Origin of the sequence: Microbacterium testaceum (assembly GCF_029761935.1) — a bacterium.
Lineage (GTDB): Bacteria > Actinomycetota > Actinomycetes > Actinomycetales > Microbacteriaceae > Microbacterium > Microbacterium testaceum_A.
Map to the genome: position 1 here is coordinate 568,806 of NZ_CP121699.1, position 11,993 is coordinate 580,798.

Annotated in this window: 13 protein-coding genes; 10 read left to right on the forward strand and 3 right to left on the reverse strand. The window is 69.9% G+C overall.

Going from position 1 to position 11,993, the window contains the following annotated elements; genetic code table 11:
- Positions 1-3: 3 nt before the first annotated feature.
- Positions 4-1,155, reverse strand: coding sequence for an SLC13 family permease (locus QBE02_RS02765; RefSeq protein WP_143017853.1), 1,152 nt, complete (start codon positions 1,153-1,155; stop codon positions 4-6).
- Between the two features lie 82 nt (positions 1,156-1,237).
- On the opposite strand from QBE02_RS02765, the gene thrS reads away from it, so the two are divergent.
- From thrS to QBE02_RS02780, 3 genes are read left to right on the forward strand one after another with little or no spacing between them, the layout of a single operon-like run.
- Positions 1,238-3,223: a threonine--tRNA ligase gene (thrS, locus tag QBE02_RS02770; protein ID WP_279367037.1), complete on the forward strand. Its 1,986-nt coding sequence runs from the start codon at positions 1,238-1,240 to the stop codon at positions 3,221-3,223.
- A complete protein-coding gene (locus tag QBE02_RS02775; RefSeq protein ID WP_279367038.1) occupies positions 3,223-3,843 on the forward strand; it encodes an HIT family protein in 621 nt (206 codons plus the stop codon). Before thrS ends, QBE02_RS02775 begins: the two co-directional genes overlap by 1 nt.
- 56 nt (positions 3,844-3,899) lie before the next feature.
- A complete protein-coding gene (locus QBE02_RS02780) occupies positions 3,900-4,505 on the forward strand; it encodes a hypothetical protein (RefSeq protein WP_279367039.1) in 606 nt (201 codons plus the stop codon).
- A 28-nt stretch (positions 4,506-4,533) separates the two neighbouring features.
- On the opposite strand, the gene pdxY is transcribed toward QBE02_RS02780, so the two are convergent.
- On the reverse strand, positions 4,534-5,385 hold the full coding sequence (gene pdxY, locus QBE02_RS02785) for a pyridoxal kinase PdxY (RefSeq protein WP_279367040.1): 852 nt from the start codon (positions 5,383-5,385) through the stop codon (positions 4,534-4,536).
- The gene (locus tag QBE02_RS02790) at positions 5,382-6,722 is read right to left on the reverse strand and encodes an aminotransferase class I/II-fold pyridoxal phosphate-dependent enzyme (RefSeq protein ID WP_279367041.1); all 1,341 of its coding nucleotides are present in this window, start codon (positions 6,720-6,722) and stop codon (positions 5,382-5,384) included. Before QBE02_RS02790 ends, pdxY begins: the two co-directional genes overlap by 4 nt.
- Positions 6,723-6,839: 117 nt before the next feature.
- Here QBE02_RS02790 and pdxS point away from each other — a divergent pair, with 117 nt between their 5' ends.
- The 7 genes from pdxS to QBE02_RS02825 all read left to right on the forward strand — a co-directional run bounded on the left by pdxS (position 6,840) and on the right by QBE02_RS02825 (position 11,947).
- On the forward strand, positions 6,840-7,724 hold the full coding sequence (gene pdxS, locus QBE02_RS02795; RefSeq protein ID WP_186316626.1) for a pyridoxal 5'-phosphate synthase lyase subunit PdxS: 885 nt from the start codon (positions 6,840-6,842) through the stop codon (positions 7,722-7,724).
- Positions 7,714-8,334 carry a pyridoxal 5'-phosphate synthase glutaminase subunit PdxT gene (gene pdxT, locus QBE02_RS02800; RefSeq protein WP_279367042.1) on the forward strand — a complete coding sequence of 207 codons (621 nt, stop codon included), beginning with the start codon at positions 7,714-7,716 and terminating at the stop codon, positions 8,332-8,334. Before pdxS ends, pdxT begins: the two co-directional genes overlap by 11 nt.
- Positions 8,335-8,344: 10 nt before the next feature.
- Positions 8,345-9,103 (forward strand): YebC/PmpR family DNA-binding transcriptional regulator, encoded by a 759-nt coding sequence (locus tag QBE02_RS02805; RefSeq protein WP_056231653.1) that lies wholly within the window; start codon positions 8,345-8,347, stop codon positions 9,101-9,103.
- A gap of 48 nt (positions 9,104-9,151) precedes the next feature.
- Positions 9,152-9,754 carry a crossover junction endodeoxyribonuclease RuvC gene (ruvC, locus tag QBE02_RS02810; protein ID WP_279367043.1) on the forward strand — a complete coding sequence of 201 codons (603 nt, stop codon included), beginning with the start codon at positions 9,152-9,154 and terminating at the stop codon, positions 9,752-9,754.
- 9 nt (positions 9,755-9,763) lie between these two features.
- The gene (ruvA, locus tag QBE02_RS02815) at positions 9,764-10,384 is read left to right on the forward strand and encodes a Holliday junction branch migration protein RuvA (protein ID WP_279367044.1); all 621 of its coding nucleotides are present in this window, start codon (positions 9,764-9,766) and stop codon (positions 10,382-10,384) included.
- Positions 10,377-11,423, forward strand: coding sequence for a Holliday junction branch migration DNA helicase RuvB (gene ruvB / locus QBE02_RS02820; RefSeq protein ID WP_056231660.1), 1,047 nt, complete (start codon positions 10,377-10,379; stop codon positions 11,421-11,423). Before ruvA ends, ruvB begins: the two co-directional genes overlap by 8 nt.
- 80 nt (positions 11,424-11,503) lie before the next feature.
- Positions 11,504-11,947: a preprotein translocase subunit YajC gene (locus tag QBE02_RS02825; RefSeq protein WP_056231662.1), complete on the forward strand. Its 444-nt coding sequence runs from the start codon at positions 11,504-11,506 to the stop codon at positions 11,945-11,947.
- Positions 11,948-11,993 lie beyond the last annotated feature (46 nt).

The window sequence follows — 11,993 nt, forward strand, 5'->3', positions numbered from 1 at the left end:
CACTCACCAGACGAGCGGCAGGACCCCGAGGAACAGGATCAGCGGCGCGATGATCGCGCCGAGCAGGATGAACCGGCTCCACCGCACCTCGATTCCCGCGGCGACCAGGCGGTCGTGCCAGAGGAGGGTGGCCAGTGACGCCCACGGCGTGACGATCGGCCCGGCGTTCACGCCGATCAGCAGCGCCGCGAGGCGCGCGGGGGAGCCCGCCACCGACTCGAGGGCGAGGTAGGCGGGGAGGTTGTTGATGCCGTTCGCGGCGAGGGCTCCGACACCCGCCAGCTGCCACAGCGACACCAGGTCGTCTCCGGAACCGGCGAGCACCGAGGTGATGCGCCCGATCCCCAGGGCCTCGAGCGCCCCGACGGCGAGGAACAGGCCCCCCGCGAAGACCAGCAGCGACCAGGGCACCAGACGGATGCCGAGAGCCCGCGGCGCGCGCCAGGCGAACGCCGCGATGAGCACCACCGCGGCGGCCGTGGCAGGCATCCACGGTTCGAGCCCGACGACCAGCAGGGGCAGCAATGCAACCGTCACTACCGCGGAGATGCGCAGGAGGACGCGGTCGGACACGTCCGGGGCAGTCGCATCGGGGTAGGTCTTCGGCAGCCGGCGGAGGAACACGACCGTCAGCACGACGACCGAGACCACGATCGCGATGAGCGCCGACGGCCCGAGGAGCGCGAGGAAGGCGATGGGGTCGTGGCCCCCGCCCAGCGCATCGGATGCGAGCAGGTTGGTCAGGTTCGACACCGGCAGCACCAGAGACGCGGTGTTCGCGAGCACGACGGTGACGAACGCGAAGGGGAGCGGGTTGAGCTTTCGCGCCACCGCCATCGCCACCACCACGGGGGTCAACAGAACAGCGGTGGTGTCGAGGGAGAGGAACGCCGTGGCGACGGTGGCCAAAGCCACGACCAGCACCCACAACAGCGCCGTGCGCCCGCGGGCGAGCTTCGCCAACCGCGCGGCCACGACGTCGAACAGCCCCGCCTTCGAGGCGAGTTCGGCGACGATCGTCACGGCCACGACGAACAGCAGGATGGGCCAGACGCGGTCGGCGACGGCGAGAGCGGCGTCGGCGGGGAAGACGCCGGTGAGCAGCGCGATGATCCCGAGGACCCAGAGCACGCCGCCGATGATGGCCAAAGTCACCGCTCCACTATGGGGCACGTTGCGTGCCGTCGAGACCACGCCCGCCCGGTAGCCTGGAAACGACCCCTTCAGGAGATGTTCTGTGACTGATTTCCCCGCCGATGGCTTCGCCCTCTTCCCCGACCGTTCGGTCGTCGCTCTGCGCGTCAACGGGGAGTTGAAAGACCTGGCCACGACCGTGACGGCCGACGACCAGGTGGAGCCGGTCACGATCGACAGCGCCGACGGCCTCTCGATCCTGCGCCACTCGACCGCACACGTCCTCGCGCAGGCCGTGCAGCGTGTCAAGCCCCAGGCCAATCTGGGCATCGGCCCGCCCGTCACCGACGGCTTCTACTACGACTTCCAGGTCGACGAGCCCTTCACCCCTGACGACCTCAAGGTCATCAAGAAGGAGATGGAGCGCATCGTCCGCGAGAACCAGCGCTTCGTGCGTCGTGTCGTCACCGACGACGAGGCTCGCGCCGAGCTCGCCGACGAGCCGTTCAAGCTCGAGCTCATCGGGCTCAAGGGCGGCTCGGCCGAGGCCGCGGAGGGCGCGTCCGTCGAGGTCGGCGCCGGCGAGCTGACGATCTACGACAACGTCACCCGCGACGGCGAGACCGCGTGGAAAGACCTGTGCCGCGGACCCCACGTGCCCGGCACGCGCCTCATCGGCAACGGGTGGGACCTCACCCGCATCGCCGGCGCCTACTGGCGCGGCAGCGAGAAGAACCCCCAGCTGCAGCGCATCTACGGCACCGCGTGGCCGACGAAAGACGAGCTGCGCGCCTACCAGCACCGCCTCGAAGAGGCCGCGAAGCGCGACCACCGCAAGCTCGGCAAAGAGCTCGACCTGTTCTCGTTCCCCGACGAGATCGGCCCGGGGCTGTCGGTGTTCCATCCCAAGGGCGGCATCATCCGCTACGAGATCGAGCGCTACATGCGCGAGCGCCTGCTCGCCAGCGGCTACGAAGTCGTCAACACCCCGCACATCACCAAGGGCGACCTGTTCATGACGAGCGGCCACCTGCAGTGGTACGCCGACGGCATGTACCCCCCGATGGTGCTCGACGAGGTGACGGATGCCGATGGGCACGTCTCGCGCGAGGGCCAGGAGTACTACCTCAAGCCCATGAACTGCCCGTTCCACAACCTGATCTTCCGCTCGCGCGGGCGCAGCTACCGCGAGCTGCCGCTGCGCCTGAGCGAGTTCGGATCGGTCTACCGCTACGAGAAGAGCGGAACCCTCTCGGGCCTCACGCGCGTGCGCGGCATGACCCAGGACGACACGCACATCTACGTCACGGCCGACCAGGTCAAGGGCGAGCTGACGCACAGCCTCGACTTCGTGCTGCAGACGCTGCGCGACTACGGCCTGAACGACTTCTACCTCGAGCTGTCGACGAAGGAGGAGGGCAACCCGAAGTTCATCGGCGACGACACCCTCTGGACCGAGGCGACCGAGACGCTGCGCGAGGTCGCCGAGGCGTCGGGCCTCGAGCTCGTGCCCGACCCGGGCGGGGCGGCCTTCTACGGCCCGAAGATCTCGGTGCAGGCGCGCGACGCGATCGGGCGCACCTGGCAGATGTCGACCATCCAGCTCGACTTCAACCAGCCCGAGCGCTTCGCGCTCGAGTACACCGGGCCCGACGGCGAGAAGCACCGCCCCGTGATGATCCACCGCGCCCTCTTCGGCTCGGTCGAGCGCTTTTTCGCGATCCTGCTCGAGCACTACGCCGGCGCGTTCCCGGTGTGGCTCGCCCCCGTGCAGGTCGTGGCCGTTCCCGTGGCCGCCGAGTACGGCGACTACCTGCAGGGCATCGTCGCCGACCTCAAGACCAAGGGCGTGCGCGCCGAGGCCGACCACAGCGATGACCGCATGCAGAAGAAGATCCGCACGCACACCACGCAGAAGGTGCCGCTCATGCTGATCGCTGGAGAGCAGGACCGCTCAAACGGCACGGTCTCGTTCCGCTTCCGCGACGGCACGCAGCTCAACGGCATCCCGGTCGATGAGGCCGTCGCGCGCATCACGGGCGCGATCGCCCAGCGCACCCTCGTGAACACCGCGGAGGACCTGGCGTGATGAGCGATCCGGATGCCGTCGGGGCGGGCTCGTCGTCGGATTCCGCTACGACGCGCGCCGTCGACGGGTCCGGATCGCACACGACCGATGCGGAACTCGTCGACGCCGCGACCCTTCCCGGCGTGCCCGACGAGTTCCAGCGCCTGTGGACGCCGCACCGCATGGCCTACATCTCGGCCGGGCGCGAGCCGATGGAGAAGACCTGTCCGTTCTGCGCCGCGCCCGACAAGAGCGACGAGGACGGGCTGATCGTCGCGCGGGGGAAAACGGCGTACGTGCTGCTGAACCTGTTCCCGTACAACTCCGGTCACCTGCTGGTGTGCCCGTACCGCCACATCGCGACCTACGACCAGGCCACCGACGAAGAGGTCGCCGAGATCGGCGCGCTCACCCAGCGCGGCATGCGGGTGCTGCGCGCGGTGTCGAACTGCGACGGCTTCAACCTCGGCATGAACCAGGGAGCGATCGCGGGGGCGGGTGTCGACGCGCACCTGCATCAGCACATCGTTCCCCGGTGGGCGTCGGATGCCAATTTCTTCCCCATCATCGCGAAGACCAAGGCCCTGCCGCAGCTGCTCGGCGACGTGCGCCGGGCGGTCGCCGACGCCTGGGAAGCGTGAAACGGGTTATCCACAAGCCCCACTCCCGGGCCGGGCGTTCTCGCTAGCGTGACGGTATGAACGCTCGGACTCGCCCTCTGGTTCTCTCCCTCACTCTCGCTGCCGTGCTCCTCGCGACCACGGCGTGCATCCCGCTGCCGAGCCCCCTGGGGCCGGACGGCGCCGAGGGGCGGCCGACCTCCGCTCCGGACGCGGCGCAGAGTCCCGCGCCCGAAGAGTCGACCACGGTCGACCCCGACGCCGTCGGCGACGTCTTCGCCGAGCGCGAGGAGTACTTTCGCGAGCAGCAGCTCCCGATGGACGGTTCCCCCCTGGTCGCGGTGACGCCCGCCCAGAAGGAGTTCATCGCCGAGCAGCGCGCCTACGTCGAGCAGCAGGGGTCGACGTGGACGGCGACCGACGAGAGCCTCGCCCTCGCCCTGGCGGGCGACGCGTGCGAGACGGCGATCCTGAACCGTCACCAGATCGACGCCACGACCATGAGCACGCACGTGGCTACCTCGCCGCTGTTCGCCCAGCTCATTCCGAGCGACCTCCAGGGCGCCGCGCGCACGCAGGCCGAGAAGCCCATCGCCAGCGTCATGGTGTTCGGCGCGACCTTCATGTGCCCCGCGGACGGCGAGCAGTGGCTCGCCGCCTACCAAGAGGTCTACGGCGGCTGAGCCTCAGGTCCGGCGCTCGCGCCTCGGCTCAGCGCACCTGACGGACGGCGAACTGCAGGCGCGGGTGCGCGTACGCCTCCTGCGACTCGACGAGTCGGAGTTCGCGCGAGCCGGCCTCGAACGTGTTCGAGAGCAGGTCGAAGACGCTGGATGCCGTGCGCGCAAGCGCATCGGCGGCGTCGCCGGTGCGGCGGTAGTGCGCCGTGAACAGCGCCGCCGTGACGTCCCCCGAACCGTTCGCCTTCATGGGGATCAGGGGCGTCTGCACGATCCAGGCCCCGGCATCGTCGACGACCATCATCTCGATGGTGTCGGGCTCGCGGTCGGGGCGCTCGACGCTCGTGACGAGCACCGTCCGCGGGCCGCGGGCGCGCAGCATGTCGGCGGACTCGAGCGTCGAGTCGATGCTGCCGGGCTCGGTGTCGGTCAGGAAGCCGAGCTCGAACTGGTTCGGGGTCAGGATGTCGGCGACCGGCACGACGCGCTCGCGCAGCAGCACCGGGATCGCGGGTGCCACGAAGCACCCCGATTTGGCGTTGCCCATGACGGGGTCGCAGGCGTACACGGCATCCGGGTTCGCCCTCTTCACCCGCGCGACCGCGTCGATGATGACGTCGGCGATGCCCTCGCCGCCCTGGTATCCCGAGAGCACCACGTCGATCTCGGGGAAGACGCCGCGGTCCTCGATGCCCTGAATAACGGCGGCGACGTCGTCCGGGGCGATGAGCGGACCGCGCCACGCGCCGTAACCGGTGTGGTTGGAGAAGTTCACGGTGTACACCGGCAGCACCTCGACGCCGATGCGCTGCAGGGGGAAGACGGCGGCGGAGTTGCCGACGTGTCCGAACGCGACGGCCGACTGGATCGAGAGAACCTTCATGCGTCGATCCTCCCACTTCGTCCTGATCCGCGAAGCACGCCCGCCGCACGCGCGAGGTCGTCGGCGAGGGCTTCGGTCGAGGTCGCGTCGAGGTCGTGGACGGTCAAGCGCAGGAACGCGCCGGCAGGGTCGGGGGAGAGGAAGAACGGATCCCCCTCGCGCACCAGCCAGCCGCGGCGCATGAGCTCTTCGCGCACCACCGCGGCGGGAACCGGCAGCGGCACCCACAGGTTGAGACCGTCACCCGGGGACACCGGCAGCCCCCGCTCGGTGAGGGCGGCCGCGAACGCCGCGTTGCGCGCGGCGTAGTGCTCGGCGGCCGCCTCGATGCCGACGCGCACGGCGTCGTCGGTGACGAGGGCGAGGGTCATGCGCTGCAGGATGTGGCTCACCCAGGTGGTGCCCGGCGTGAGGCGTACGGCGAGGCCGTCGGCGGTGTCGGGATCGGATGCCGTGACCGCGAGGCACGTGTCGGGTCCGAGGAACTTCGACATCGAGCGGATACGCGCCCAGCGGCGCTGCGCGGGTCCGATGACGGAGTGCAGGGAAGCGCGGGACAGCAGTGAGAAGTGGTCGTCCTCGATCACAAGGACGTAGGGGTACTCCGCGAGGACGTCGCGTAGCGCCGCGGCGCGTTCGGCGCTGAGACTGGCCCCCGTGGGGTTGTGCGCGCGAGGCGTGCAGATCACCGCGCGAACGCCAGCCTTCAGGGCCGCGCGCAACCCGTCGACGGTCATGCCCTCGGCATCCACCGCCACCGGAACCGCGCGATACCCGCCGGTGCGGACGGTGTGTAGGGCCGACAGGAAGCACGGATCTTCGAGCGCCACAGCGTCGTCGCGTTGCAAGGCTTGGGCGAGCAGGCGCTCGATCGCATCGCTCGCGCCGCTCGTCACCGTGATCAGCAGGTCGTCGTGCGGGAGGTGGTCGGACATCCAGCCGCGGGCCCACGCCTCCAGCCCCGGGTCGATGACCGGCTCGCCGTAGAGGACCGGTCGGGCTGAGCGGGCCAGGGCGGCCGTCGGGTCGGGGATGAGTGCGGGGTCGGGGTTGCCGGTGCCCACGTCGCGCAGCACCGTGTCGGGCGCGTACCCCTCCTGGGCGACGGCCGTGCGGTCCGCAACGCGCGTGCCGCTTCGACCGCGGGCCTCGACCAGTCCGGCCTGGGCGAGTTGCCGGTAGGCGGCGACGACGGTGTTGCGGTTGACGCCGAGGTCGGCGGCGACTGCTCGCACGGAGGGCAGCAGCGTGCCCGGAGGGAGCTCGCCGCGCTCGATGCGCTCGCGCAGATCAGCGGCGATGGCCGATGCCGAACGCCCGGTGATGTCGATGGTCATAGGCCCCCCTGGGTCACGAACAGCCTATGTCCTGAGCCGTGCTACGGTTTGGCCTAAGCCAATGATCGCGCCCCGAAGCGCGGAACCACGCGCCGCACGGCGCGGAACGGAGTGGACATGACCGACACCGGAACCTCCCGCGTCAAGCGCGGTCTCGCCGAGATGCTCAAGGGCGGCGTGATCATGGACGTCGTCACCGCCGAGCAGGCCCGCATCGCCGAAGACGCCGGCGCCGTCGCCGTCATGGCGCTCGAGCGCGTGCCCGCCGACATCCGCGCCCAGGGCGGCGTCGCGCGCATGAGCGACCCCGACCTGATCGACGACATCATCGCCTCTGTCTCGATCCCCGTCATGGCGAAGGCCCGCATCGGCCACTTCGTGGAGGCGCAGATCCTGCAGGAGCTCGGCGTCGACTACATCGACGAGTCCGAGGTGCTCTCGCCCGCCGACTACGTCAACCACATCGACAAGTGGAACTTCACCGTCCCCTTCGTCTGCGGGGCGACCAACCTCGGCGAGGCCCTGCGCCGCATCACCGAGGGTGCGGCGATGATCCGCTCCAAGGGCGAGGCCGGCACGGGTGACGTCTCGGAGGCGACCAAGCACATCCGCACGATCCGCAGCGAGATCAACGCCCTGCGCGCCAAGACGAAGGACGAGCTCTACGTCGCCGCGAAGGAGCTGCAGGCGCCCTACGACCTCGTCGCCGAGATCGCCGAGACCGGCGAGCTGCCCGTCGTGCTCTTCACCGCCGGGGGAGTGGCCACCCCGGCCGACGCCGCCATGATGATGCAGCTCGGCGCCGACGGCGTGTTCGTGGGCTCCGGCATCTTCAAGTCAGGCAACCCCGCACAGCGCGCCGCGGCGATCGTGAAGGCGACGACCTTCCACGACGACCCCAAGGTCGTGGCCGAGGCGTCGCGCGGACTCGGCGAGGCGATGGTCGGCATCAACGTCGCCGACCTGCCCGCCCCGCACCGCCTGGCCGAGCGTGGCTGGTAACACCCCTCGCGTCGGAGTGCTCGCGCTGCAGGGCGACGTGCGCGAGCACCTCGCCGTGCTGCGCGGGCTCGGCGCCGACGCGCAGCCCGTGCGTCGACCCGACGAGCTCGCCGCCGTGGAGGGCCTGGTCCTCCCCGGCGGCGAGTCGAGCGTGATCGACAAGCTCGCGCGCGCCTTCGGTCTCTTCGACCCCATCAGCGCGGCGATCGCCGACGGCATGCCCATGTACGGCACGTGCGCGGGGCTCATCCTGCTCGCCGACCGCATCGACGGCGCGATCACGGGCCAGCAGACGTTCGGCGGCATCGACGCGCGCGTCGCGCGCAACGCCTTCGGCAGCCAGACCGCGTCGTTCGAGACCGAGCTCGACGTGCCCGTCCTGGGCGAGCCGCCGGTGCACGCGGCATTCATACGGGCGCCCGCGGTCGTCGAATGGGGACCGGATGCCGAGCCACTGGCGTCCCTCCCCGATGGGCGCGTCGTGGCGATCGAGCAGGGCGTGCTGATGGGCACCGCATTCCACCCCGAATCGACGGGGGAGACGCGCTTCCACCGCCGATTCCTGAGCCACGTCGCGCGCAGACGCGGGATGAGCGCCCCCGCGCTCTAGACTGGAAGCTATGTCCGGACACTCCAAATGGGCCACGACCAAGCACAAGAAGGCGGTCATCGACTCCCGTCGCGCCAAGTCGTGGGCCAAGCTCATCAAGAACATCGAGGTCGCGGCGAAGCTCGGTGGAGCCGACCTCCAGGGCAACCCCACCCTCTTCGACGCCGTCCTCAAGGCGAAGAAGACCTCGGTCCCCAAAGACAACATCGATCGCGCGATCAAGCGCGGTGCCGGTATCGGCGGCGAAGCCGTCGAGTACTCGTCGATCATGTACGAGGGATACGGCCCCAACGGCGTCGCCTTCCTCATCGAGTGTCTGACCGACAACAAGAATCGCGCCGCGGCCGAGGTGCGCACCGCCCTCAGCCGTAACGGCGGCACCCTCGCCGACCCGGGCAGCGTCGCCTACAACTTCAGCCGCAAGGGCGTCATCGTGGTCCCCTCCGAGGGCACCACCGAAGACGACGTCATGCTCGCCGTCCTCGAGGCGGGCGCCGAAGAGGTCGAGCCGCACGGCGACGGCTTCGGCGTCATCACCGAGGCATCCGACCTGGTGTCGGTGCGCTCCGCCCTGCAGGATGCCGGCATCGAGTACGACTCAGCCGACGTCGAGTTCGTGCCCTCGCTCAAGGTCGAGGTCGACGCCGACACCGCTCGCAAGGTGTTCCGCTTGATCGACGCTCTCGAAGACAGCGACGACGTCCAGAACGTCTACACCAACTTCGACATGAGCGCCGAGGTGCAGGCCGAGCTCGAGAACGACGAGTAAGGGCGCGCCCTCGATCTCGACACGGCCCCTGCGCTTAGCGTGGGGGCCGTGTCTCGTTCCCTCCGCGTCCTCGGCATCGACCCCGGCCTGACCCGGTGCGGCCTCGGTGTCGTCGACGTCTCGCCGAACCGCACGGCCTCACTCGTCCACGTGGGCGTCGCCCGTTCCGCACCCACCGACCCGATCGAGAAGCGTCTCGCGGCGATCGCCGCCGGCATCCGCGACGTGCTGGTCACCCATCAGCCCCACGTCGTGGCCGTCGAGCGCGTCTTCGCGCAGAACAACCTCCACTCGGTGATGGGCACGGCCCAGGCCAGCGGTATCGCGCTGCTGCTCGCGGCCGAACACGGATTGACGGCCGCGACGCACACCCCCAGCGAGGTCAAGGCCGCGATCACCGGGTACGGCTCCGCCGACAAGCTGCAGGTGCAGACGATGGTCGCCCGCGTGCTGCGCCTCGACGCGCTTCCCCAGCCGGCGGATGCCGCCGACGCCCTCGCGATCGCCCTCTGTCACGCCTGGCGCGGGGGAGCGGCCGCTGCCTCGGCCGATGACGCGCTGACCCCCGCTCAGAAGGCCTGGAGGGATGCCGAGAAGAAGCGGACCCCGCCGAAGCGTGTCGCTCGAACACATGTACGAACAGGCGCGTAGGCTGGCTTGATGATCTCCTCGCTGCACGGCACGGCGGCTCACGTCGCCGACGACTCACTGGTCATCGTGGTCGGAGGAGTCGGCTTCTCCGTCGCGGTCACCGCCCAGCTCGCGCGCACAGTGCACGTCGGCGACGACATCCACCTGCACACGAATCTCATCGTGCGCGAGGACGCCCTGTCGCTCTACGGCTTCGAGGCTCGCGAAGAGCTGACCGTCTTCACCCAGCTGATCAGTGTGACCGGCGTCGGTCCGAAGTCCGCACTCGGGGTGCTGTCCTCGCTCACGGTGCCGCAAATCGCCCAGGCCGTGGCCGACGATGACGACGCCCCGTTCCGGCGCGTCTCTGGCATCGGCCCCAAGACGGCCAAGCTCATCGTGGTGCAGCTCGCCGGCAAGCTCCAGGTGGCGCCCTCCGCGGCTCCCGCCACCGCCTCGGCGCACGGCCAGGTGCCCCTGCAGGTCACGCAGGCCCTCGTGGGCCTGGGCTGGACGGAACGGACGGCGGCCGAGGCCGTGGCATCCGTCGCCGAATCCGCCTCCGAGGCCGACCGCGCCTCGGTCCAGTCGTTGCTCCGACTCACGCTCGCCCTGCTGGGCCCGGCCCGCAAGGAGAGCGTGAGTGGCTGACGTCCGAGACGCCGGGACGCCCGACGACGAGGTCGAACTCGCGATCGAGGGGGCCCTGCGCCCCACCTCCCTCGCCGAGTTCGTCGGTCAGCAGAAAGTCCGCGGCCAGCTGCAGCTCCTGCTCGACGCCGCGCGCATCCAGCAGCGCTCTCCCGACCACATCCTGCTCTCCGGTCCTCCCGGGCTCGGCAAGACCACCCTCGCGATGATCGTCGCCCACGAGAGCGGGCGACCGCTGCGCCTGTCGAGCGGGCCGGCGATCCAGCACGCGGGCGACCTCGCGGCCCTGCTGTCGTCGCTCACACCGGGGGAGGTGCTCTTCATCGACGAGATCCACCGCATGGCGCGATCGGCCGAAGAGATGCTGTACCTCGCAATGGAGGACTTCCGCATCGACATCATGGTCGGCAAGGGTGCGGGAGCGACCAGCATCCCCCTCGACCTGGCCCCCTTCACCCTGGTGGGCGCCACGACACGCGCGGGCCTCCTGCCGAACCCCCTGCGCGACCGCTTCGGTTTCACCGCGCACCTCGAGTACTACGAGCCTGAAGAGCTCGAGCGGGTGGTCTCACGCTCGGCATCCATGCTCGATGTCGGCCTCCCGGGCACGGCGCGCTCCGAGATCGCCCGGCGCTCCCGGGGAACGCCCCGTATCGCGAACCGTCTGCTCCGGCGTGTCCGGGACTATCTCGTCGTGAACGGTCCGTCAACCGGCACCGACGAGGGTCACGCCGACGTGCGGACGGTGGGCGCCGCGCTGGATCTCTACGACGTGGATGCCATCGGGCTCGACCGCCTCGACCGAGCCGTCCTCGACGCCCTCGTCCGCCGCTTCCGTGGGGGACCGGTGGGGCTCAGCACCCTCGCCGTGGCCGTGGGAGAAGAGCCCGAGACCATCGAATCGGTCGTCGAGCCCTACCTCGTGCGCATCGGATTCATGGGCCGCACTCCCCGCGGACGCGTGGCGACTCCGGAGGCCTACGACCACCTCGGAGCCCCTCACCCGGACGGCATGCTCCGGTTCAGCCAGGGGTCATGACCTATACTCGGCGAGGGATTCCCCGACCCACGCTAGGCAGTGCCGCACGGCGCGCCTGATCTGAAAGGTGCACCGCCTCCATGGACTCCAGTTTCCTCCTGCTCATTCTGTTCGCGGGCCTGCTCGTCTTCATGTTCCTGAGCTCCCGCCGTCGCATGAAGAAGCAGAAGGCCGAGCTCGAGCAGAAGGCCCGCGAGACGGTTCCCGGTGCCGAGGTGCTGCTGCAGGGCGGCCTCTACGGCACGATCGTCGAGTACGACGGCGAAGACCTCGACAAGCCCGCGCACGTCGAGATCGCTCCCGGCGTCGTCATCAAGGTGCACAGCCAGGCCATCCTCCGCATCGTCGACTCGGCTGCGGGCACCGTGACCGAAGACGAGTACATCGAAGCCGAAGAGACCGAGGCCGAGTACATCGCCGGCGTCGCCGACGGTGACATCACCTCGATCAGCGACGACCAGCGTGCCGCCCGCCAGCACGCCGCCGACGCCGAGCGTGACGACAAGGACCGCCCCGCGGTCTGATCGCCCCCTCCCGCCTTTTCGTTCACCGCCGCACAGAAAGCCGACT